Origin of the sequence: Enterobacter sp. NFIX58 (assembly GCF_900110475.1) — a bacterium.
GTDB lineage: Bacteria > Pseudomonadota > Gammaproteobacteria > Enterobacterales > Enterobacteriaceae > Enterobacter > Enterobacter quasiroggenkampii.
In genome coordinates, this window is sequence record NZ_FODW01000001.1 from 42682 (window position 1) to 63408 (window position 20727).

A 20727-nucleotide genomic window follows, 5' to 3' on the forward strand; every position below is an offset into this window, starting at 1 on the left:
GCCCGGACAGATAAATGAGAGGAGCTTTTATGAATCCGACATTGTTACGCGTAACACAACGCATTATTGAGCGCTCGAAAGAGACCCGTTCGGCCTACCTCGCCCGGATTGAGCAGGCAAAGAGCAACACCGTCCACCGATCTCAACTGGCCTGCGGTAACCTGGCGCACGGCTTCGCCGCCTGCCAGCCTGACGATAAAGCGTCGCTGAAAAGCATGTTGCGTAACAATATCGCCATCATTACCGCCTATAACGATATGCTCTCCGCGCACCAGCCCTATGAGGTTTACCCGGATATCATCCGTAAAGCGCTGCACAGCGTGAATGCGGTCGGCCAGGTGGCGGGTGGGGTACCCGCCATGTGCGACGGCGTAACGCAGGGTCAGGACGGTATGGAGCTCTCCCTACTGAGCCGCGAAGTGATTGCCATGTCCGCGGCGGTGGGTCTGTCACACAACATGTTTGATGGTGCGCTCTATCTCGGCGTGTGCGACAAGATTGTTCCGGGCCTGGTGATGGCCGCGCTGTCGTTTGGTCATCTGCCTGCGATCTTTGTGCCGTCAGGCCCAATGGCAAGCGGCCTGCCGAACAAAGAAAAAGTCCGTATCCGCCAGCTGTACGCGGAAGGGAAAGCAGACCGTCAGGCGCTGCTGGAGGCGGAAGCCGCGTCCTACCATGCGCCGGGCACCTGTACGTTCTACGGTACCGCAAACACGAACCAGATGGTGGTGGAGTTTATGGGGATGCAGCTTCCGGGCTCATCCTTTATCCAGCCGGACGCGCCGCTGCGCAAAGCGCTGACCGAGGCTGCGGCCCGTCAGGTCACGCGTCTGACCGGAAACGGCAACGAATGGATGCCGATGGGCAAAATGGTCGACGAAAAGGTCATCGTCAACGGGATTGTCGCGCTGCTGGCAACCGGTGGGTCAACCAACCACACCATGCACCTGGTGGCCATGGCGCGTGCTGCGGGCATTCTGATTAACTGGGATGACTTCTCCGAGATCTCTTCCGTGGTGCCGTTGATGGCGCGCCTGTACCCGAATGGCCCGGCGGACATTAACCACTTCCAGGCCGCGGGCGGCGTACCGCTGCTGATGCGCGAGCTGCTGAAAGGCGGCCTGCTGCATGAAGATGTCAACACCGTGGCGGGCTTTGGCCTGCAGCGCTACACCCAGGAGCCATGGCTGAACAACGGCGAGCTGGACTGGCGTGAAGGGGCGAGCGCGTCTCTTGATGCGCAGGTTATCGCCACCATCGACAAACCGTTCTCTCCTCACGGTGGCACCAAAGTGCTCAGCGGTAACCTCGGTCGCGCGGTGATGAAGACCTCTGCCGTACCGGAAGAGAACCAGATTATCGAAGCGCCGGCGGTGGTATTTGAAAGCCAGCACGACGTATTACCTGCCTTTGACGCCGGTCTGCTCGATAAAGACTGCGTGGTGGTGGTGCGTCATCAGGGGCCTAAAGCCAACGGGATGCCAGAATTACATAAACTTATGCCACCACTTGGTGTATTATTGGACCGCCGTTTCAAAATTGCACTGGTGACCGATGGACGCCTCTCTGGCGCCTCAGGTAAAGTGCCTTCAGCCATCCACGTGACGCCGGAAGCGTACGACGGTGGCCTGCTGGCGAAAGTGCGTGACGGTGACATGATCCGCGTTAACGGTCAGACAGGCGAGTTAACCCTGCTGGTGGATGATGCCGAACTGGCGGCACGTCAGCCCCATATTCCTGACCTGAGCGCGTCGCGCGTGGGAACAGGACGCGAAATGTTTGGCGCGCTGCGTGAGAAACTCTCCGGTGCTGAGCAGGGCGCAACCTGTATTACGTTTTAAGACGACTTGATTTTAACGATCTGGCGAGAGAAAACTCTGATGAAAAACTGGAAAACAAGTGCAGAAGCAATCCTGACCACGGGCCCTGTCGTGCCGGTTATCGTGGTAAACAAGCTGGAGCACGCCGTACCGATGGCGAAAGCGCTGGTTGCGGGCGGCGTTCGCGTTCTGGAAGTCACCCTGCGCACCGCCTGCGCGATGGATGCTATTCGTGCGATTGCCAAAGAAGTGCCGGACGCCATCATTGGTGCGGGTACCGTGACGAACGCAAAACAGCTGGCTGAAGTGACTGAAGCGGGCGCACAGTTTGCTATCAGCCCGGGCCTGACCGAGTCGCTGCTGAAGGCCGCGACCGAAGGCACTATTCCGCTGATCCCGGGCATCAGCACCGTTTCTGAACTGATGCTGGGCATGGACTACGGTCTGAAAGAGTTTAAATTCTTCCCGGCGGAAGCGAACGGCGGCACCAAAGCGCTGCAGGCCATTGCCGGTCCTTTCTCCCAGGTACGCTTCTGCCCGACGGGCGGTATTTCTCCTGCCAACTACCGTGACTACCTGGCGCTGAAAAGCGTGCTGTGCATCGGTGGCTCATGGCTGGTTCCGGCGGATGCGCTGGAAGCGGGCGACTGGGATCGCATCACCAAACTGGCTCGCGAAGCGGTGGAAGGCGCGAAGCAGTAAGTCATTCGTCGCATGAAAAACGGGCCTTTCGGCCCGTTTTTTTTATCCCTCTACCTTAACGCTTGCTGCGGCCGCTTTCGCTCTCGCCACGGCGTCGTCAACGTTATCCCCGGTGGCTAATGCCACGCCAAGACGACGGGTTCCGTCGATCTCCGGCTTACCGAACAAACGTACCTGCAACCCGGCACCCACCGCCGCGTCGACGTTATCAAACGTAACGTTCTGGCTGGTTAACTGCGGCAGGATCACCGCCGAGGCGGCCGGGCCGTACTGACGGATACCGCCGACGGGCAGGCCGAGGAAGGCACGCACGTGCAGAGCGAACTCGGAAAGATCCTGCGAAATGAGCGTGACCATGCCGGTGTCATGCGGGCGCGGGGAGACCTCGCTGAAAATCACTTCATCACCGCACACAAACAGCTCCACGCCGAACAGGCCATAGCCGCCCAACGCCAGGACGGTTTTACGGGCGATCGCCTGCGCACGTTCCAGCGCCAGAGCGCTCATCTGCTGCGGCTGCCAGGATTCGCGGTAATCGCCATCCTCCTGGCGGTGACCAATCGGGTCGCAGAAATGGACGCCGTCAACGGCGCTGACGGTCAGCAGGGTGATCTCGAAATCAAACTTCACCACGCCTTCGACGATGACGCGGCCGGCACCGGCGCGGCCACCCTGCTGGGCGTAATCCCACGCCTTGTCGAGCGTGCTGCTGTCGCGAATAAAGCTCTGTCCTTTACCGGAAGAGCTCATCACCGGCTTAACGATGCACGGGTAACCAATCTCCTCTACGGCCTGCAGGAATGCGGCCTTATCGCCAGCAAAACGATAGCCCGAGGTGGGCAATTCCAGCTCTTCCGCCGCCAGGCGACGAATGCCTTCGCGGTTCATGGTCAGCTTTGCGGCTTTCGCGCAGGGCACCACGCGCTGGCCTTCCTGCTCAAGCGCAATCAGCGTATCGGTGGCGATGGCTTCAATTTCTGGTACCACGAAATCGGGTTTCTCGCGCGTAATCAGCTCGCGAAGGGCATCGCCATCCAGCATGTTAATCACATAAGAACGATGGGCGACGTGCATGGCGGGCGCATCGGCGTAACGGTCTACGGCAATGACTTCTACGCCTAAACGCTGGCACTCAATAGCGACCTCTTTTCCCAGCTCGCCCGATCCCAACAGCATCACTCGCGTCGCCGCAGGTCGCAGCGCGGTTCCTAAACGAATCATAACAATCCCCCTGAAAAAGTTGCGGGTAGTATAAACGAAAACGTTTGCGTCTGTCTTGTGCACCGCTAGGCGCGGGAGGAAGAAATTTGCGCTTCTTTAGCCCGGCCAGACATTTCCTGACGCCTGCTCGCTTACGCTGTGGAACATATTCACCGTTAAGTGAGGGAAACCATGTCTGGCTGGCTAAATCAATTGCAATCACTGTTAGGGCAGAAAACATCGTCTTCCGGAGAGCGGGACCTCAGTAAACTGCTGGTACCCGGGGCGCTCGGCGGGCGGGCTGGCCTGCTGGTCGCGAATAAATCCTCGCGCAAGCTGCTGGCAAAGTACGGGACAGGCGCGCTGCTGGCCGGTGGGGGCGCCATTGCGGGCACCGTCCTGTGGAATAAATACAAGGACAGGGTCCGGACCGCGCACAGCGACGAACCGCATTATGGCGAGCATACTTCGCCGCTGGATCTGCGTACTGAACGGCTGATCCTGGCGCTGGTTTTTGCCGCGAAAAGTGACGGGCATATTGACGATAAGGAACGACTGGCGATTGAACAGCAGCTGCGTGAAGCTGGCGTTGAAGAGAAGGGCAGAGCGCTGGTGGCGCAGGCTATTGAACAGCCTCTGGAGCCGCAGCGTCTGGCGCAAAGCGTGAAAAATGAGGAAGAGGCGCTTGAACTCTATTTCCTCAGCTGTGCCGCCATCGATATCGATCACTTTATGGAACGCAGCTACCTGAATGCGCTTGGAGACGCGCTGAAGATCCCCCAGGACGTGCGTGAGGGCATTGAGCGGGATATCCGGGAACAAAAACAGGCGTTACAGGGATAGTGCTCGCCGTTGCGATCCGGTTTCGCTTGCATCATGCGTGGGTTTTGCCAACCTTATAGGGTGTAAAACTAAAAAGAATGATGACATGCCACCGAAAGCCCGACGTATACCTTATGCGATCACCACGCATGGCGATACGCGTATAGACAACTATTACTGGCTACGGGACGATTCGCGCTCCCGGCCAGAGGTGCTCGACTACCTGCACGAGGAAAATGACTACGGCCGCAAGGTCATGTCCAGTCAGCAGACGCTTCAGGACCAGCTGCTGAATGAGATGGTGCAGCGCATTCCTCAGCGCGATATCTCGGCGCCCTGGACCAAAAACGGCTATCGCTACCGCCATATTTACGAGCCCGGCAACGAGTATCCCATCTACCAGCGTCAGTCGGTGCTCAGCGCCGAATGGGATGCGTGGGATATTCTGCTGGATGCCAACCAGCGCGCCGCCCACAGCGAGTTTTATACTCTGGGCGGCATGTCCATTTCACCGGATAACGCGGTAATGGCGCTGGCGGAGGATTATCTCTCGCGTCGCCAGTACGGCCTGCGTTTTCGCAATCTGGACACCGGCAACTGGTATCCTGAAATGCTGGAAAACGTCTCCCCGGATTTTGTCTGGGCGAATGATTCCGAGACGGTTTACTACGTCAAAAAGCATGCCTCTACGCTGCTGCCCTATCAGGTATGGCGACATACCGTGGGGACAGACTCTGCAGACGACGAGCTGGTCTATGAAGAGAAAGACGAAACGTTCTATGTCAGCCTGCATAAAACCTCCTCGCGCCATTATGTGATTATCTTCCTGGCCAGCGCCACGACGTCGGAAGTCCTGCTGCTGGATGCCGAGCTGCCCGACGCCCAGCCGCTCTGTTTCCTGCCGCGCCGGAAGGATCATGAGTACAGCCTGGATCACTTCCAGCACAGCTTTTATCTGCGTTCGAATCGCGAGGGTAAAAACTTTGGTCTCTATAAAACCAAAGTGCGCGATGAGCGCAAATGGGAGGTGCTTATCCCCGCGCGGGATCAGGTGATGCTGGAAGGGTTCACCCTGTTCACCGACTGGCTGGTGGTGGAGGAGCGTCAGCGGGGGCTGACCAGTATCCGGCAAATCAACCGTAAGACGCGGGAAGTGGTGGGGATCGCGTTCGACGACCCGGCCTATGTGACGTGGATTGGTTTCAACCCGGAACCTGAATCCTCGCGGCTGCGCTACGGCTACTCATCGATGACCACACCGGACACCCTGTTTGAGCTGGACATGGATACGGGGCAGCGCCAGGTGATTAAACAGACCGAGGTCAAAGGGTTTGAGTCTGAAAACTACCGCAGCGAGCACCTGTGGGTCACCGCCCGGGATGGCGTCGAGGTCCCCGTCTCGCTCGTCTATCACAAAGCCCACTTCCAGAAAGGCAAAAACCCGATCCTGGTGTACGGCTACGGCTCCTACGGCTCAAGCATGGATGCCGATTTCAGCAGCAGCCGATTAAGCCTGCTCGATCGCGGCTTTGTTTTCGCCATCGCCCATATTCGCGGCGGCGGTGAGCTGGGGCAGCACTGGTATGAGGACGGGAAATTCCTGAAAAAGAAAAACACCTTCAATGACTACCTCGACGTCTGCGATGCGCTGATTGAGCAGGGCTATGGCGATCCGCAGCTCTGCTTTGGCATGGGCGGCAGCGCGGGAGGCATGCTGATGGGGGCGGTGATCAACCAACGCCCCGAGCGCTTTAAGGGGATTGTCGCGCAGGTGCCATTTGTCGATGTGGTGACGACCATGCTCGATGAATCCATCCCCCTTACTACAGGGGAGTTTGAAGAGTGGGGGAATCCGCAGGATGAGATTTACTACCGCTATATGAAAACGTACAGCCCGTACGATAACGTGGAAGCGAAAGCCTATCCCCACATGCTGGTCACCACCGGTCTGCATGATTCTCAGGTGCAGTACTGGGAGCCGGCAAAATGGGTAGCGAAACTGCGGGAGCTGAAAACCGACGACAACCTGCTGCTGCTGTGTACCGATATGGACTCCGGTCACGGCGGGAAATCGGGTCGATTTAAATCCTACGAAGGGGTTGCTCTGGAATATGCCTTCCTGATTGGCCTGGCGCAGGAGACGCTGCCAGGCCGTGCGGAGCGTTAAGCTTCGCCCAGATAGTGCTTCAGCGTCAGGCGCAGTTCCGGGCTCATTTTGTCGAGGTTGTTATACAGCCAGCGTAAATAGCCCGGGTCTTTATCCGCAATATCCGACACCGCTCTGCCCCGGTATTTACCAAAAGTAAACGTGGTCAGCAGTGCGGGGCGTCCGGTAATCGTTGCCATATCGTCCGGCGTCCAGCCCGAGGTATTCATAATATCGATGAGTAGCGCGGCGGTGATATAGCAGTCATACAGGGCCCGGTGATGGTGAAGCCCTTCAGGCGTGCGCACGCTGAGCTTGCGGGACTTGTACAGCGCCATATTGCTGTATTTAATGCCTGGCCAGAGGCGACGTGCCAGCTTCATGGTACAAATCCATTCTCCCGGCATCTCAGGTAGCACCCGGCGGTCAAAACTGGCGTTATGCGCGACGTACCAGGGGCTACCGTAATAGTGGGGTATGATCTCTTCGATCCACGGCTTGTCCGCCACCATCGATTCGGTAATGCGATGGATAGCCATCGCCTGAGGGCTGATGGGGCGGTCGGGACGCACCAGATGGCTCATTGGGTTGACGATTTTACCATCAACCACGTCGACAGAGGCCACTTCCACAATTCCGCCCTGAAGATCGCAAGTTTCGGTATCGATGACGCGCAGCATTGAACACTCCTGAGCTTAAAACGCCTAGCCTAAAGGAATGATATCGCCTTGCCAACCCTCTCCGCCGAGCGTGCCGGTCAACAGCAGCTCGCCCCGATCGGCGCGGACGATCAACTGACCTTTTTCATCCCACAGCGCGCTACCGCCGCAGGCGTTCGCCATCAGCACCGCAATGGCATATTTATGCGCGAAGCGCTGCAGGGTACTGATGGACTGCCGCCAGCGGTGATCCTCCACGGACTGGCTGCTGGTAAACAGCGACGCTCTGGGATCGAGATTGGGGGAATCGGCATGGGCATCAATAATGCTGAGCTGTTTCTCCCCCGGCACCAGGCTGGCACCGCTACCTTGGGGGTAGCGCAGGATGCGGTGACGGGCGGGCGTGAAGAGCGCGAGGCCTTTCTGGCGCTGACCGTTCCGTTCCAGGGGGAGCCCGGCAATCACGGTAATCCGGTAAAAATGCGCCGCGTCCAGCAGCGGTTCCAGCTGCGCGTCATCGGGTGGGGGAGGTAGCGTAGTGTTACCCGAGCCTGTTAATGAGAGTTCAGGGAACACCAGCAGATCGCACCGCTGCCGTGCTGCTTCGGCGATGAAGCGCAGGTGGTGCGTGATATGGTCATCGACACTCTGATGCTGCCCACCATACTGGGCTGCCGCTATATTCCAATGTGACATCGTGACTTCCTTATACACTGAGTCGCAGAGATTTAAGAATACACCTAAATTTATCAGGGTTTTCTTATCCTGCCAGATTCAGCGTAAGGAAGTGTAACGGCTCGTTAAGCTTATTTAACTTTAGGTTCGTACGGTAAACGGGAGAGGTTAACCGAGGCGAGACGGTGGGCGATGAGTCTTTCGCGAAACCAGTTGCGCAGATGGGCGGGCTGTTCCCGTTCAACGACTTCAGCCACGACAGGCATGTTGTAGCGCTCTTTGAACGCGACGCCAGCGGCAGCGAGATCGACATTCACTTTATCCATCTCGTCCTGTGGAAGGGCGGCCAGATTGATCTTCATTACCTTCTCCTTTTTCTGCGGCGGCAACGTTACCGCGATTGCACAACGATGACAAGCGGAGGCAGGATGTTCCTCGACTCGTTTATTATACAGCGTTATTCTTTAGCATACAGACATAACAAAAAGGAATGATTGCGATGGGTTTCTCCGCTTCCCGCGCGGTATGCGCACTGGTTTTTCTGACCTCTACAATGATGACCTCCTCCGCGCTGGCGCATGCGCATCTTAAGCAGCCGATCCCGGCAGCGGACAGCGTGGTGAGCGCTCCGCAGGCACTTACACTGCATTTTTCAGAAGGCATCGAACCGGGATTTAGCGGTGTGGTGGTGACGGACGCACAAAAGCAGGTCATCAAAACGGGTACCGCTACGCGAGATGAAAAGAACAAGGCGCAACTCACCGTTCCGCTGGAACAAACGCTGACGTCAGGGACGTACCAGGTAGACTGGCATGTCGTCTCTGTAGACGGTCATAAAACCAAAGGCAGCTATCACTTTAGCGTGAAATAGCATGCTGGCGCTGTGTTATATCGGGTTGCGCTTTGTCCATTTCGGGGCGCTGATGCTGGTTTTTGGCAACGCGCTTTACAGCGTCTGGTTTGCGCCTTCCTCTCTCCAGCGGCTGATGTCCCGGCGTTTCCTGCTGCAGCAGAAAGTGGCGGCCTTAGTGAGCCTGACGGCTGCACTCCTGATGTTTATGCTTCAGGGCGGTTTGATGGGTAACGGCTGGGGAGATGTGTTTGCCCCGCAGGTCTGGTTAGGCGTGATGAGGACACAGTTTGGCGGCGTCTGGCTGTGGCAAATGATTCTTGCTGTGATGACGGTCGCTGCAGCATGGCTCGCGCCGCTGAAAGGTTCGCGGCTGCTGCTGCTCGCCATGGGCCAGCTTATCCTGCTGGCGGGGGGAGGGCACGCGGCGATGAACGACGGTCCGATGGGGGCGTTGCAGCGCCTTAATCACGCGTTTCACCTGATCTGTGCTGCTACCTGGCTTGGCGGATTACTGCCCCTGCTATTCTGCATGCGTCTGGCGAAAGGGCGCTGGCAGAATGCCGCCATCTATACCATGATGCGCTTCTCGCGCGTGGGCCATTATGCGGTCGCGGGCGTGCTGCTCAGCGGAGCGATCAATGCGCTCATGATACTGGGCGTCCATATTCCCTGGCAGGCTGACTACGTGCAGTTTTTGTTGTTCAAATGTGCGCTGGTGGCGTTGATGGTGGTAATTGCGCTGGCAAATCGGTATTTTCTGGTGCCACGGTTTCGTCCGGAGACCGGGCGAGCACAACAGATTTTTATCAGGATGACACAGGCAGAAGTGGTGCTGGGGGCGCTGGTACTGGCAACGGTCAGTCTGTTCGCCACCTGGGAACCCTTCTGACAAGGTTAAATATCATATGAAAAAGACAGTACTTTCTCTCATATTGCTGGCCTGCACGGGGAGCGCGTTTGCCGCACCGCAGGTTATCACCGTCAGCCGTTTTGAAGTGGGTAAGGATAAATGGGCGTTCAATCGCGAAGAGGTGATGCTGACCTGCCGTCCGGGCCATGCGCTGTATGCCATCAACCCGAGCACGCTGGTGCAATACCCGTTAAATGAAACCGCCGAGCAGCAGGTGGCCAGCGGAAAGAGCAGCGGCCAGCCGATTAGCATTATTCAGATCGATGACCCGGCGAATCCGGGCCAGAAAATGAGTCTGGCCCCGTTTATCGAGCGCGCCGACAAGCTCTGCTAACTGTTCAGGTTTCCAATAAAAAACCGCAGATGCTTGCGAAAGCACTGCGGTTTTTCACATTTTATGATGCTCTGGCGCTTTTTTTCCGACCGCTTTAGCTGTGGACTGGAAAACCTGGCGTCGTCATCTATTCTTAAAAGGCAAGGCGACTTAGCCTGCATTAATGCCAACTTTTAGCGCACGGCTCTCTCCCAAGAGCCATTTCCCTGGACCGAATACAGGAATCGTATTCGGTCTCTTTTTATCTGCGTTTTATTTCAGTCACTTACGGCGCTCCGTCCGAAAATGTCCTAAAATTGTCCGAACTTCAATATCCGGCATTTCTCGTTATACCATACCGTTTTTAACATTCACAATTCATTTACACGCAAATTTATCAAATCATCATGAATTCTTTTTTCCTGCTGTCCAGGTACTTTGTGGTCATTTTTTCTGACTTGTGACCGAACAGCCGCTGAACAAACTCCTTCACGTACCTCCTCCCCGACAGGCTTCGGATCTCATGAAATGACGGTGGCCTGTCCATAAACTCAAGCCCTGAATAATTCCTCGCCTTTACAAACCCTTTCGTAAGACTATCCAGATTTATACTGCCGTCCTGGCTGTTTTTTCGGATCCCTTGGCTTATCAAAAAATCGCACCGGCTAACCAGGCGGCAGCAATCGCTCACTGTTGATAGCCGCAGGCCCGGTGCTGCTTTCCGGCGATACGGCAGGGGAATTTGCGAAGATGCATTGCATCAGTACCCCTGTCATATGGTCGTTATCATTTAGTGCTTAAATTGTCTGGTACGTCCGCGCCTGCAACGGACTGTATTTTCCAGGTTCCATCCTCTTTCACCATGCAATCAATCACGGTGTGATCTTTCTTTTTGCCGAAAGAAATATAAACCTGCATGCATGCTGCATCGAAATCGAGTCCCACGGCGCTGACAACACCCCAGTCATCGTAATAATCCTGAGACTTAATGAACATATCAACATCGGGAACGTCGTATTCATTGGGATCAAGCTTATCCATGGCTTCGAGTTTGTGGATGGTGTCGCGGGTTACGTACTTACCCAGTGCGGCATAATCGGCCTCTGGCTGCTTGTCGCTCATGATCTGCGAGATGTACCATTTATTAAACTGCAACGCTGCATCCACTTCTGGTGGTAACTTCCCCGCAGCTGACGCTATCAAGGGAAGTAACAAGGCTGTCAGGATAATTTTTCTCATATTAGTTATGCCTGTAAATTTCGTATGCGGGTTGTATGTCTCTGTACCCCTTTCCTGGGTACATCGAAGACTGAACAAAATCAGAATACCAGACACCGCTTCCGCTATAGATGCACGCATGGCCCCAGGGGTGTCCGGGGATAGGCTGAATAACTGCCACGTCACCTTTAATGGGTGTCCCGTAAACGAGATGGAAACCGGCAGCAATCAAATTGCTTTTCATATCCTTAGCGTAATGCGTGTTGTGAATATTCGCACCGCCTGCGCGAATGGCCTTCGAGACAAATTCGGCACATCTTTTTTGACTATGAGCGCCGGCATGCTGGCGAGCATACGAAACGGCGCTATTTGCATTCCACATAATGTTTTCCTTGTCAATTGAATGAGTAACTGGAAAAAACATTACGCCAATAAGTTAGGCATTTATGTAAGGAATGGTGACTTGCGATTAACCACTATCGGTATGATTTATGGGAATAAATTAAATAATAAACCAGCCTGATGCCCGCCGTTAAGTAGGATTTTTTTATGGGCGAAATCCCATGCCCTACAAACACACTTTGTCTGAAGTGCTGATGTTCTACGGTATCAAGCCGTTCATTCCGGTCATGCAGACAATCTTTAGTATGCAGGTGCCGCGTGGCACGATTGCAATCGCCATTTCGTTACTGGGTGCGCATATGGTCAATGGAATCATTAAATTTTTCGTTAAACGCAAGGCAGGGTTAGGCCTGCAGGAGATAAGTAAAAATGGGTCATGTATCCCCGCATTTCAGCCTTAAAGAGTTTGCCTGTAAATGTGGCAGCGGCTTTACCGCCGTGGCGATTCACAAACAAATGAAACGGTTCCTGTGGACGTTTTGATGAGTCTTCCGGGGTTTAATGCTCACAGCGATGCGGTATCAAAATATCCGCTGACCAACACCAGTCGCGGACATATTATTCATGCCCCGAAAGAGGCCATTTTCAACCGCAGGTCAACGCTCGATTTTCAGATGAAAAAGCCAGTCGTTGAGAAGAGGGTAAAAGAACCCGGTTCGACATGGCGCGAACTTGTGACATTAATATTCGATACGGAAATCGAACAATGTGCCTTTTTATTGCCAGAACGAACCTGACGATAATAACGTGTTCAGATTTGAAGAACGTAACAGCCCTTTCAGGGCAGTTACGTTGTCAGTCGTTATTTATGACTTAAAAGTGAGACCGAACCGATGCCTCGATTTCATCAAGCAGCTCAAAGCGACGGCGGTATTCAGCGCGTTTTTTACTGGCGATCTCTTCAAGGGATTTGCGTGCCATCTGCAGCGGCAGCTGCCAGCAGAAAGCGGAGAGTTTTTTACCGTCCAGAGATGCCCAGAATTCATCATAGCTGGCGTGGAAATGGCGGCCTTTGCTGAGGCGATAGCGCAACGCGCGGAAAACGTGGCCCTCATCGCTGACGGCAAAAATCGCCCGGACAGAGGACTGTGCAGCCAGCTGGAAAAGCACTTCCATCAACACGCGCTTTGGGAACAAGCCGTGGCAGGCGCGGGTGGCCTGTTTAATCACGTCACGCGTTACGCTGCGACGGGGACCCTGAAGCCCGCCAATGACCATGACTTGCTGACCGTTGCTGCGTGCGACGCTAAAGGTCAGGCTGGCCAGCAGCGTATCCTCGTTGTCGCGAAGCCACAGCGTGCTTTCACCTTCACGCTCGGCTTTCCCCGCAGAGGACGCATTGACCGTATAGATAACACCGTCTTTTGCATGGAACTGCGCAACGGGTTGCTCCTGCGGGCTGGTCAGGGCCTGGGCGAGGCAGCTCTCTTTCAGGCTATCAATCCAGTAATAATGGTTAACGATCGCGTCGGCGCGATCGTTAGCCGTCAAACCGCGCATCAGGTACTGCCGGTGGGTTTTGCTTGGCAATGTAATTTGAGAGGCCAGCAGTTTGTCGAAATCGTCGCGACCAGAAAGCGCCTCCAGCATGCGATGGGTAGAAGACCAGAACACCAGCGAACGTAACAGGAACTTCAGGCGATATTCGCGTTTGCGCCAGATCGGTCCCGGGACGCGTTTGCCGTTCACCAGCTCGGAAATAATATTTGTGCGATGCGGATAGAAAACATCGTTATGCAGGTGCGTATTAGACACGTGAAGACCCCTCTTTTTTTCTCCCTTTATTCTAAAGAGCCAGGAAAAAGGGATTAATAGCGCGAGGATCTTTATTTCTGTTTGGTTTACCGTTTGTTTCACTTCGTGAGGACCACGCCCGCCTGTTGCATTTTCTGCGGCGGCTATACTGTTAACAGGAGGGGCTATGTATCAGCGAATTGAAGGTGGAATGTGGCGTCACGTCTGGGTTGTCAGCGATATACATGGCTGTTATCAGTGGCTTATGGAGGAGCTTAAACGCCGTCATTTTAACCCGTATGAGGATTTGCTTATTTCCGTTGGGGATATGATCGATCGTGGGCCTGATAGCGTGAAATGCCTGCAGTTAATTCGTGAAAAATGGTTTCGTGCCGTCCGGGGCAACCATGAGCAAATGGCGCTCGACGGTCTGGATAATAACGATTTTTCTCTCTGGATGATGAATGGCGGAATGTGGTTTGCGCAACTTGAACGCGACCAGCAACAGCTTGCGCTGTCGTTGCTCGAGGCCTGTCGCGATTTACCGCATATCATTGAGATAACCTGTGCGAACGGTCTGAACGTGATTGCCCATGCGGATTATCCGGCAGCGGAATACTGCTGGCAAAAACCGGTCAGTGCCCATCGCGTTTTATGGGACCGCGATCGGTTGATGGGGTTTATGGTGGGTAAAGGGCAGGGCATCAGCGGTGCGGATCATTTCTGGTTCGGACATACGCCTGTCGACAGAAGGTATGATTTTGACAATCTTCACTACATTGATACGGGCGCCGTATTTGACGGTTACTTTACGCTGGCGCAGCTGCAGTAATAAATAACCCGCCTTCGGGCGGGTTCTCTTTAGGTCAGGCAAGACGCATGACCCAGGCATCGGTTTTACTATCGTAATGCTCACGGTAAAGGACTGAGTGTTCGCCATCAAGTATTGCCGGGACGCTGGTGTCTGCATCCCATGCATCGAGCTGCATGCACAAATCCGGGTCGGATTTGCAGGGAATACTTAACGTTCGATCGCCTTGTGCTTCGCCGCGCAGCTCTGCGTCGTCGATTTCGAAAGCGCCAATACGCACGCTGGTTTTCGTCATAGTGCTCTCCGGGTCGGTTGTCAAAATCTGGTATGACCAGTGCGGCCACCCATTTTTGATCGTAGACAAGGAGAGCAAAATCGCCAGTAAAAAAATGCGCTTTTTTTCAGGCCGTGCGATCGTTACCGGTAAACAGCCGTCCATCGCGAACCAGCTCGCGCGGATAGCTGTTTTTCAGTCGTGAACCGACTTTTTTTGCCAGCCCGAGCGGGTATCCCTGATACGTCACGATCACTTCATCGCCTGATGGCGTGCTGTCAGGATAGACATCGCGACCACGATACCACTCTTCGGCTTCCTGATGCGTCAGGGCAAAGGCATTTTCGTGCCCGGCAAGGGCGATGACGGCCTCATGCTGCCAGCGATAGCCTTTATTATGCACTTCCGCCAGGCGGATCCCGATTCGGGAAAAACGGACCTTTCCGATGAGCGGTTCGATCTCAGCCGGGAACAGCCATACCTCTTTATCACGGATCCAGAGGTGCAGGCTCTCATCCCAGGCCAGGCCAACTTTTTCGGCGGCGGCGACAAGCTGTGCTGCATCGCGACCTTTGAGGGGGACAAACGGGAAGTTGCCGACCTTGAATTTAGGTGCGGGCAGGGGAGCAACCGCCTGTGTTTTACGCAGACGTGCCACAAAGAAGCCTTCGCAGTCGTAAATCTGTGGGAACACATGAAGGAAACCCTCAGGGGTGACCGCCTCCTGTGCTGAGGCAAACAGATCGTTAAGCGGCAGGAATTCGACCGCATCCGGGTATTGCGCTTTCAGCCACAAACAGACGTCTTCGTTTTCATCGCGGTTTAAGGTGCACGTTGAATAGACCAGTGTGCCGCCTGGGCGCAGGGCATGGAATGCGCTCTCGATCAGCTCCCGCTGCGTGGCGGCGATCTCAAGGTTGCTTTCCACGGACCAGTTCTTTAACGCATCGGGATCTTTACGCACCACCCCTTCGCCGGAGCAGGGGGCATCCAGCAGGATGGCGTCGAAGGCTTCCGGCAGGGCAGCGCCAAACACGCGTCCGTCGAAGTGCGTCAGGGCAACATTATGAATACCGCAGCGGCTGATGTTGGCATGCAATACCTTCACGCGGCTGGCGGAAAACTCGTTGGCGAGGATCGCACCGCGGTTACCCATGCGGGCGGCAATCTGCGTGGTTTTTGAGCCAGGCGCCGCGGCTACATCCATTACGCGTTCAGGCGAATTGCCATCGGCGAACAGGGCTGCCACCGGCAGCATCGAGCTGGCCTCCTGGATATAGAACAGACCGCTCAGATGTTCCGCGGTACTTCCCAGCGGCACGGCGTCTTCGTCATCGCGCTCGATCCAGAACCCCTCTGCGCACCACGGTACCGGCGTAAGCTGCCAGCTGTAGGGCGCGACCAGCGCCAGAAAATCCTCGACGCTGATTTTCAGCGTATTGACGCGAATACTCCGGCGTAACGGACGCTGGCAGGCGGCGATAAAATCGTCTAACGACAGGTGAGAAGGAAGCGCCTCGCGCATCTGCGCCAGGAATTGTTCAGGAAGAAATACGGAGTTTTGAGCCACGGGCACACCACAGGGAAAAGTTCAGGTGCGCAGTGTAGCATAAAGGCTCCGGTGCGTTGACACCGGAGCCTTGCAGATTAACGCGGCAGGGCGGTTCCCCATTCGCGCCACTCTTTCGGTTCGCTTTCGAGCAGCAGGAAGTGTTTACCCGGTTGCGCTTTCGGTGCCAGCGGCGTTCCCGGCGGCGTGGCAAAGGCAATGCCACCGCGAATGAACTGGTTGAAGGTGCCGGTTTTCACCACGCCTCCCGTCAGGCCAAAGTCCAGCGAATAGCCGGATGCCAGCCAGAATACCGAGTTATTACGCACCAGGTGCTGGTAGCGTTCACTGATGCGCAACGCCACCATTACGCGGTCAGAGAGCGTACCGAGCGTCAGGCCCGTGACCGTACCTACTTCAATACCGCGGAACAGTACCGGGGTGCCGATGCTCAGCGAGCCCGCTTCCGGCACTTCCACCACGATGCTCAGGCCGCCAAGGTAGCGCGAGTCGGTGATTGTGGCTTCCTGCAGCTCGAAATCACGACGGGCATTGCCCTGGCCTGGCTCCACGTTGATGTACGGCTGCAAAATGGTATCGAGATGCTCAACGCCCGCGGCCGAGATCTGCGGCGTGACCACCGAGAAGCGCGTACCCGTACGGGCAAAGGTTTGCACATATTCCGGGTAAAGTACGGCGGTGGCCTGCACCTCGTTACGCGAGGTGATCAGCGTCAGCTTCTGGATCTGCCCGATATCAATACCCAGATAGCGGATGGGCATGCCTTCCGCCAGCTTACCGGCGTCAAACGCGTGCAGGGTAATCTGCCCACCCACGGCGCGGGCGGCGGTCTCGGACGGGAAGAGAATACGTTTATCGCCCTTGCGCAGATTCGCGCCCGCACCGCTGAGGTTATCGAAGCTAATCGCCCCCCGCAACGCGCGTGAGAGCGGAGAGGCCTGCACGGTCAGTCCGTTACCGTTAAGCTGAACTTTCGCGCCGCCTTCGGCCCAGAAGACGCTGTTCGGCGTCAGCAGCTTGCGGTACTCCGGCTTGATGTGCAGTTCGATATCAAAGGCGTCGGCACGCGGGCGAACGGTAATCACTTCCCCGACTTCAAACTTGCGATACAGCACCACGGATCCCGCCTGAACGTCCGGCAGGGTCTCAGCGCTTAACGTCAGCGTGGTGGTAGGAAGATCGCTCAGGCTGTTTTCAATCGCTTTCTCCAGGTTGGCATACAGCGGGTAGCTATCGCGCACGGGGCCTTTATCCCCCGGTAAAATGCGGATACCGCCGTTGACCCATTCGCTGGCGCTGGCGCCGAGAAACTCCACGCCGTCCAGACCCACCTTCACGTCGACGCGACTGTTCACCACGAATTTACTGTCACCGTGCACCAGATCTCTGTATTGCGGGTCGATGGCGACGGAGAATTGCACCCCATCCGCGGAGAGCTTGCGCTCCAGCACCTGTCCCACCTGCACGCCGTGTAAAATCAACGGCTGACCGGCTTCAATCCCATAGCTTTCAGGCGCATTCAGGGTAACCGTCACCACGCCCGGTTTTTGCAACAGAGCTTTATCCGCCGGAGCAATCACGAAGCTGTTGCTGGGCTGACCTTCACCCGGGATCAGCTCAAAGGTATTGCCGGTCAGCAGCGTGCTGAGGCTGGTATCGTTCAGCGAGATCTTTGGACTGCGCATTTCGATGCGCGTTTTCTCGCGCAGGAGATCGACCACGCTCGGATCGACCGTCATTTCGCCGGTGACCGACCCGCCCGGGTTGAGCGTCATTTTGGTGAGCTGGCCGACCTGCAGACCCTGATACATCAGCGGCGTTGAACCCGCTTTTAGCCCCTTAGCATCGGGCAGGGCAAGTTTGACGATCACGCCGCGCTGGCTGTGCGCCAGGTCGGCGTACAATCCGAACGTGTCATCAGCGGTGGCAGGGCTCGAGTTTTCCGGGGAGTCAAAGGCAATGGCGCCGTTCACCAGGGCGGCCAGACTTTCCAGCTTCACTTTGGCGCCGCTCAGGCTGAGGTCGGCATCCACGCCGGACACGTTCCAGAAGCGGCTGCCCTTTTTCACCAGATTGGTGAAGCGACGCTCGATCAGCACATCAATAGTGACGCCCTGTTTGTTCGGGTTAATCGAGTAATCGTACACGCGGCCAACCGGGATCTTACGGAAATAGACCAGGGAGCCACTGTTCAGGGAACCGAGGTCCGGCGCCTGGAGATGAATCATCAAATCGCCGTTATTAAGACGGTATTTGGGCTGCGTATCCAGCGCAACAAAGTGATCCTGCGGCTCGCCTTTGCCCGGCATCATGCCAATATAGTTCCCGCCCACGAGCGCATCCAGCCCGGAGACACCGGCCAGAGAGGCTTTTGGCGTCACCAGCCAGAACTGTGTTTCGCTGCGCAGGGCATCCTGCATGTCAGATTTGATACTGACCCGCACCTGAATCTTATTCAGCCCTTTTCCAAGGGAGATATCCTGAACCGTACCGACCTCAACCCCCTGGAAGCGAACGGGCGTTCGTCCGGCGACGATGCCGTCGGCGGTCTGGAAATCAATGGTGACCGTACTCCCGCGATCTTCATAGCTTGTCCAGATAAGCCAGCCTGCAATCATCAGGGCGATGACGGGCAGCAACCAGAATGGCGAAATGCGGCGTTTTGTTTTAATTCTCGCTTCAGTCGGCGAAGCGGGGGTTTCCTGACTCATGTGCATCCCAAAGTAAGCGGCTATCCAGCCATTCCACAGCAAGAATAGTCAATATCACCGCAGAGCCGAAATAAAAAGCCGCGGGTCCCATTGTAAAAGCAAGTAACTGATCGCGATTGATGAGCGACATCATCAGCGAAATCACGAACAAATCTAACATTGACCAGCGGCCAATCCAGGTGACGAATCGCAGAAGCAGAATGCGGGTCCGTAAACCTTGTTCACACTTTAAGTGAATGCTGATGAGCAGGGTAATCATCACTACCACTTTGGTAAAGGGAACCAGGATACTGGCAATAAAGACGATCGCCGCCACCCCGACATTGCTGTGCGCAAGGGAGATAATCCCGGAGAGGATAGTATCCTCCTGACGTCCGCCATTCACGTAAATGATGGAAATCGGCAGCATATTGGCGGGGATCAGGAACACCAGGGAGGCGATCAGCGCGGCCCAGCATTTTTGCAGGCTGTTGTTGCGCCGCAGCCGTAATGGAATGTGGCACCGCGGGCAGCGTCCGCGCGGGTCGGGTAACCCGGTATAGTGGCAGCCCAGACAGACGCGCAGATTTTCATCGGGGCGCGTGGCGGGGCGCTGAGGGTAAAAACGCTCCCAGAGCTGCTCAACGTTAAGGTGGATCAGCGTCAGGATGCTCAGCAACACCAGACAGATGAAAGCAAAGAGTCCAATGCCGGGCTGCAAAAAGGCGTAGTCCTGGACTTTTATGGACGCAACGCCCACGCCGACCAGATAAATATCCAGCATGACCCACTCTTTGAGCTTATCCAGCATCAGCAGTACCGGGCGAAGGTTCATGCCAAGAATATTGCCAAACCAGAGATAGGCAATGGCGGCAACCAGCACCAGCGGTGCGCCAACGGTGCAAAACAGCACCATGGCGGCGGTAATCGGATCGCCCTGACGGGTCATCTGCCAGATACCCTGCAGCACGTTGGCATCAATGCGCACGCCAAGCAGGTAGAGCTTCAGCAATGGTTCGCTCCAGGCGAAGGGCATCAGCAGCAGCATGGTGACGGCCATGGCGGCGAGGCGGGTCAACGACCAGTCGCGGCCATCGCGAATTTTGGCGTCGCAGCGGGGACAGAAGGCGCTTTGGTGCGATTTCATCTTCGGCAACATAAAAAGCGTATCGCACTGGGGGCAACGCTGATAATGTGCACGAGGCAAAGCTTCGCTTACCGTATGGACAGTTATCTTTCTCGTCGGCGTAATTTTGGTTGTTTTTAAGGCCATCAGCTGCGCACAAATAAGTATTGTTGAAAGTTATAATAACTCATGAACGGATTCATCTTGAGCATGAGCGCATTTAATGCTTATTTTAATAGGCTATGCGGTAATTTTGTAAGACAACTAAGTGATTGAATAATGAACAAAACAGAATTCTACGCGGATCTGAACCGCGATTTTAAGGCATTGATGGCGGGTGAGACCAGCTTCTTAGCCACTCTGGCAAATACTAGCGCATTGCTGTTTGAACGTCTCTCTGACGTAAACTGGGCGGGCTTTTACCTTCTGGAAGGTGAAACGCTGGTGCTCGGTCCGTTCCAGGGAAAGCTGGCGTGCGTGCGTATCCCGGTTGGGCGTGGCGTATGCGGCACGGCGGTGGCCGAGAATCAGGTCCAGCGTGTGGAAGACGTTCATGCGTTTGACGGACACATTGCCTGTGATGCTGCCAGTAATTCTGAAATCGTTCTGCCGCTGGTGGTCAAAAATCAGATTATTGGCGTTCTGGACATCGACAGTACGGTCTTCAGTCGCTTTACAACCGAGGACGAACAGGGGCTGCGCGAGCTGGTGGCGAATCTGGAAAACGTACTCGCAGCAACCGATTATCAAAAATTCTTTGCGAGCGTCGCAGGATAATCAACGGATAACGTAGCATTTACTG

Annotated in this window: 22 protein-coding genes and 1 pseudogene; 11 read left to right on the plus strand and 12 right to left on the minus strand. The window is 55.6% G+C overall.

What is annotated here, in order from left to right; all coding sequences use genetic code 11:
• Positions 1-29 precede the first annotated feature (29 nt).
• Positions 30-1841 carry a phosphogluconate dehydratase gene (edd, locus tag BMW97_RS00205; RefSeq protein WP_045908212.1) on the plus strand — a complete coding sequence of 604 codons (1812 nt, stop codon included), beginning with the start codon at positions 30-32 and terminating at the stop codon, positions 1839-1841.
• Positions 1842-1880: 39 nt separating this feature from the next.
• Complete coding sequence (gene kdgA / locus BMW97_RS00210) at positions 1881-2522, plus strand: bifunctional 4-hydroxy-2-oxoglutarate aldolase/2-dehydro-3-deoxy-phosphogluconate aldolase (protein ID WP_008500459.1); 642 nt, start codon at positions 1881-1883, stop codon at positions 2520-2522.
• 42 nt (positions 2523-2564) lie between these two features.
• Here kdgA and purT read toward each other — a convergent pair whose 3' ends face one another.
• A complete protein-coding gene (purT, locus tag BMW97_RS00215) occupies positions 2565-3743 on the minus strand; it encodes a formate-dependent phosphoribosylglycinamide formyltransferase (RefSeq protein ID WP_045908213.1) in 1179 nt (392 codons plus the stop codon).
• Between the two features lie 171 nt (positions 3744-3914).
• Between purT and BMW97_RS00220 the strand changes: the two genes are divergently transcribed.
• Both BMW97_RS00220 and ptrB read left to right on the plus strand, forming a co-directional pair.
• Complete coding sequence (locus tag BMW97_RS00220; protein WP_090392330.1) at positions 3915-4565, plus strand: tellurite resistance TerB family protein; 651 nt, start codon at positions 3915-3917, stop codon at positions 4563-4565.
• 85 nt (positions 4566-4650) lie between these two features.
• Positions 4651-6711: an oligopeptidase B gene (gene ptrB / locus BMW97_RS00225; RefSeq protein WP_045908214.1), complete on the plus strand. Its 2061-nt coding sequence runs from the start codon at positions 4651-4653 to the stop codon at positions 6709-6711.
• On the opposite strand, the gene exoX is transcribed toward ptrB, so the two are convergent.
• The 3 genes from exoX to BMW97_RS00240 form a co-directional block, all read right to left on the minus strand.
• Positions 6708-7370: an exodeoxyribonuclease X gene (exoX, locus tag BMW97_RS00230; RefSeq protein ID WP_008500463.1), complete on the minus strand. Its 663-nt coding sequence runs from the start codon at positions 7368-7370 to the stop codon at positions 6708-6710. The genes ptrB and exoX overlap by 4 nt on opposite strands.
• 24 nt (positions 7371-7394) lie before the next feature.
• A complete protein-coding gene (locus BMW97_RS00235; protein ID WP_045908215.1) occupies positions 7395-8045 on the minus strand; it encodes a carbon-nitrogen hydrolase family protein in 651 nt (216 codons plus the stop codon).
• Positions 8046-8155: 110 nt separating this feature from the next.
• Complete coding sequence (locus BMW97_RS00240) at positions 8156-8386, minus strand: DNA polymerase III subunit theta (RefSeq protein ID WP_045908216.1); 231 nt, start codon at positions 8384-8386, stop codon at positions 8156-8158.
• Between the two features lie 137 nt (positions 8387-8523).
• Here BMW97_RS00240 and yobA point away from each other — a divergent pair, with 137 nt between their 5' ends.
• Genes yobA through BMW97_RS00255 form a run of 3 tightly spaced genes read left to right on the plus strand, consistent with a single transcriptional unit; the run spans position 8524 to position 10121 of the window.
• On the plus strand, positions 8524-8895 hold the full coding sequence (yobA, locus tag BMW97_RS00245) for a CopC domain-containing protein YobA (protein WP_048029432.1): 372 nt from the start codon (positions 8524-8526) through the stop codon (positions 8893-8895).
• Position 8896: 1 nt separating this feature from the next.
• Positions 8897-9766, plus strand: coding sequence for a copper homeostasis membrane protein CopD (copD, locus tag BMW97_RS00250; RefSeq protein WP_090392332.1), 870 nt, complete (start codon positions 8897-8899; stop codon positions 9764-9766).
• Between the two features lie 16 nt (positions 9767-9782).
• Positions 9783-10121, plus strand: coding sequence for a YebY family protein (locus tag BMW97_RS00255; protein WP_008500468.1), 339 nt, complete (start codon positions 9783-9785; stop codon positions 10119-10121).
• Between the two features lie 376 nt (positions 10122-10497).
• On the opposite strand, the pseudogene BMW97_RS24220 reads toward BMW97_RS00255, so the two are convergent.
• The 3 genes and pseudogenes from BMW97_RS24220 to BMW97_RS00270 all read right to left on the minus strand — a co-directional run.
• Positions 10498-10815 (minus strand): annotated as a pseudogene (locus tag BMW97_RS24220) (integrase); the annotation flags it as partial.
• A gap of 71 nt (positions 10816-10886) precedes the next feature.
• Entirely contained in the window at positions 10887-11339 is a 453-nt protein-coding gene (locus BMW97_RS00265) for a DUF3828 domain-containing protein (RefSeq protein WP_045908220.1), read from the minus strand.
• Between the two features lies 1 nt (position 11340).
• Positions 11341-11700, minus strand: coding sequence for a hypothetical protein (locus tag BMW97_RS00270; RefSeq protein ID WP_045908221.1), 360 nt, complete (start codon positions 11698-11700; stop codon positions 11341-11343).
• A gap of 181 nt (positions 11701-11881) precedes the next feature.
• Between BMW97_RS00270 and BMW97_RS00275 the strand changes: the two genes are divergently transcribed.
• Together BMW97_RS00275 and BMW97_RS23730 are read left to right on the plus strand one after the other, a co-directional pair.
• On the plus strand, positions 11882-12121 hold the full coding sequence (locus tag BMW97_RS00275; protein WP_045908222.1) for a hypothetical protein: 240 nt from the start codon (positions 11882-11884) through the stop codon (positions 12119-12121).
• 15 nt (positions 12122-12136) lie between these two features.
• Complete coding sequence (locus tag BMW97_RS23730; protein ID WP_139177165.1) at positions 12137-12457, plus strand: hypothetical protein; 321 nt, start codon at positions 12137-12139, stop codon at positions 12455-12457.
• 76 nt (positions 12458-12533) lie between these two features.
• Here BMW97_RS23730 and BMW97_RS00280 read toward each other — a convergent pair whose 3' ends face one another.
• Positions 12534-13475 carry a VirK/YbjX family protein gene (locus tag BMW97_RS00280; RefSeq protein WP_045908223.1) on the minus strand — a complete coding sequence of 314 codons (942 nt, stop codon included), beginning with the start codon at positions 13473-13475 and terminating at the stop codon, positions 12534-12536.
• 166 nt (positions 13476-13641) lie between these two features.
• On the opposite strand from BMW97_RS00280, the gene pphA reads away from it, so the two are divergent.
• Positions 13642-14286: a protein-serine/threonine phosphatase gene (gene pphA / locus BMW97_RS00285; RefSeq protein WP_045908224.1), complete on the plus strand. Its 645-nt coding sequence runs from the start codon at positions 13642-13644 to the stop codon at positions 14284-14286.
• 34 nt (positions 14287-14320) lie between these two features.
• Here the strand turns inward: pphA and BMW97_RS00290 are convergent, their stop codons facing one another.
• From BMW97_RS00290 to yebS, 4 genes are all read right to left on the minus strand, one after another.
• Positions 14321-14560, minus strand: coding sequence for a YebV family protein (locus BMW97_RS00290; protein ID WP_008500472.1), 240 nt, complete (start codon positions 14558-14560; stop codon positions 14321-14323).
• Between the two features lie 106 nt (positions 14561-14666).
• Positions 14667-16109 (minus strand): 16S rRNA (cytosine(1407)-C(5))-methyltransferase RsmF, encoded by a 1443-nt coding sequence (gene rsmF, locus BMW97_RS00295; protein ID WP_045908225.1) that lies wholly within the window; start codon positions 16107-16109, stop codon positions 14667-14669.
• Between the two features lie 77 nt (positions 16110-16186).
• Positions 16187-18820: a PqiB family protein gene (locus tag BMW97_RS00300; protein ID WP_045908226.1), complete on the minus strand. Its 2634-nt coding sequence runs from the start codon at positions 18818-18820 to the stop codon at positions 16187-16189.
• On the minus strand, positions 18789-20072 hold the full coding sequence (gene yebS / locus BMW97_RS00305; RefSeq protein ID WP_045908227.1) for a membrane integrity lipid transport subunit YebS: 1284 nt from the start codon (positions 20070-20072) through the stop codon (positions 18789-18791). Before yebS ends, BMW97_RS00300 begins: the two co-directional genes overlap by 32 nt.
• A 132-nt stretch (positions 20073-20204) precedes the next feature.
• On the opposite strand from yebS, the gene BMW97_RS00310 reads away from it, so the two are divergent.
• Positions 20205-20702, plus strand: a complete 498-nt coding sequence (locus BMW97_RS00310) for a GAF domain-containing protein (RefSeq protein ID WP_008500476.1) — start codon at positions 20205-20207, stop codon at positions 20700-20702.
• Positions 20703-20727 lie beyond the last annotated feature (25 nt).

What these genes read in the sequence shown, in the direction of transcription:
- edd (WP_045908212.1), top strand. Translation starts at nt 30, where the DNA reads ATGAATCCGACATTGTTACGCGTAACACAACGCATTATTGAGCGCTCG.
- kdgA (WP_008500459.1), top strand. Translation starts at nt 1,881, where the DNA reads ATGAAAAACTGGAAAACAAGTGCAGAAGCAATCCTGACCACGGGCCCT.
- purT (WP_045908213.1), bottom strand. Translation starts at nt 3,743, where the DNA reads ATGATTCGTTTAGGAACCGCGCTGCGACCTGCGGCGACGCGAGTGATG.
- BMW97_RS00220 (WP_090392330.1), top strand. Translation starts at nt 3,915, where the DNA reads ATGTCTGGCTGGCTAAATCAATTGCAATCACTGTTAGGGCAGAAAACA.
- ptrB (WP_045908214.1), top strand. Translation starts at nt 4,651, where the DNA reads ATGCCACCGAAAGCCCGACGTATACCTTATGCGATCACCACGCATGGC.
- exoX (WP_008500463.1), bottom strand. Translation starts at nt 7,370, where the DNA reads ATGCTGCGCGTCATCGATACCGAAACTTGCGATCTTCAGGGCGGAATT.
- BMW97_RS00235 (WP_045908215.1), bottom strand. Translation starts at nt 8,045, where the DNA reads ATGTCACATTGGAATATAGCGGCAGCCCAGTATGGTGGGCAGCATCAG.
- BMW97_RS00240 (WP_045908216.1), bottom strand. Translation starts at nt 8,386, where the DNA reads ATGAAGATCAATCTGGCCGCCCTTCCACAGGACGAGATGGATAAAGTG.
- yobA (WP_048029432.1), top strand. Translation starts at nt 8,524, where the DNA reads ATGGGTTTCTCCGCTTCCCGCGCGGTATGCGCACTGGTTTTTCTGACC.
- copD (WP_090392332.1), top strand. Translation starts at nt 8,897, where the DNA reads ATGCTGGCGCTGTGTTATATCGGGTTGCGCTTTGTCCATTTCGGGGCG.
- BMW97_RS00255 (WP_008500468.1), top strand. Translation starts at nt 9,783, where the DNA reads ATGAAAAAGACAGTACTTTCTCTCATATTGCTGGCCTGCACGGGGAGC.
- BMW97_RS00265 (WP_045908220.1), bottom strand. Translation starts at nt 11,339, where the DNA reads ATGAGAAAAATTATCCTGACAGCCTTGTTACTTCCCTTGATAGCGTCA.
- BMW97_RS00270 (WP_045908221.1), bottom strand. Translation starts at nt 11,700, where the DNA reads ATGTGGAATGCAAATAGCGCCGTTTCGTATGCTCGCCAGCATGCCGGC.
- BMW97_RS00275 (WP_045908222.1), top strand. Translation starts at nt 11,882, where the DNA reads ATGCCCTACAAACACACTTTGTCTGAAGTGCTGATGTTCTACGGTATC.
- BMW97_RS23730 (WP_139177165.1), top strand. Translation starts at nt 12,137, where the DNA reads ATGTGGCAGCGGCTTTACCGCCGTGGCGATTCACAAACAAATGAAACG.
- pphA (WP_045908224.1), top strand. Translation starts at nt 13,642, where the DNA reads ATGTATCAGCGAATTGAAGGTGGAATGTGGCGTCACGTCTGGGTTGTC.
- BMW97_RS00290 (WP_008500472.1), bottom strand. Translation starts at nt 14,560, where the DNA reads ATGACGAAAACCAGCGTGCGTATTGGCGCTTTCGAAATCGACGACGCA.
- BMW97_RS00300 (WP_045908226.1), bottom strand. Translation starts at nt 18,820, where the DNA reads ATGAGTCAGGAAACCCCCGCTTCGCCGACTGAAGCGAGAATTAAAACA.
- yebS (WP_045908227.1), bottom strand. Translation starts at nt 20,072, where the DNA reads ATGGCCTTAAAAACAACCAAAATTACGCCGACGAGAAAGATAACTGTC.
- BMW97_RS00310 (WP_008500476.1), top strand. Translation starts at nt 20,205, where the DNA reads ATGAACAAAACAGAATTCTACGCGGATCTGAACCGCGATTTTAAGGCA.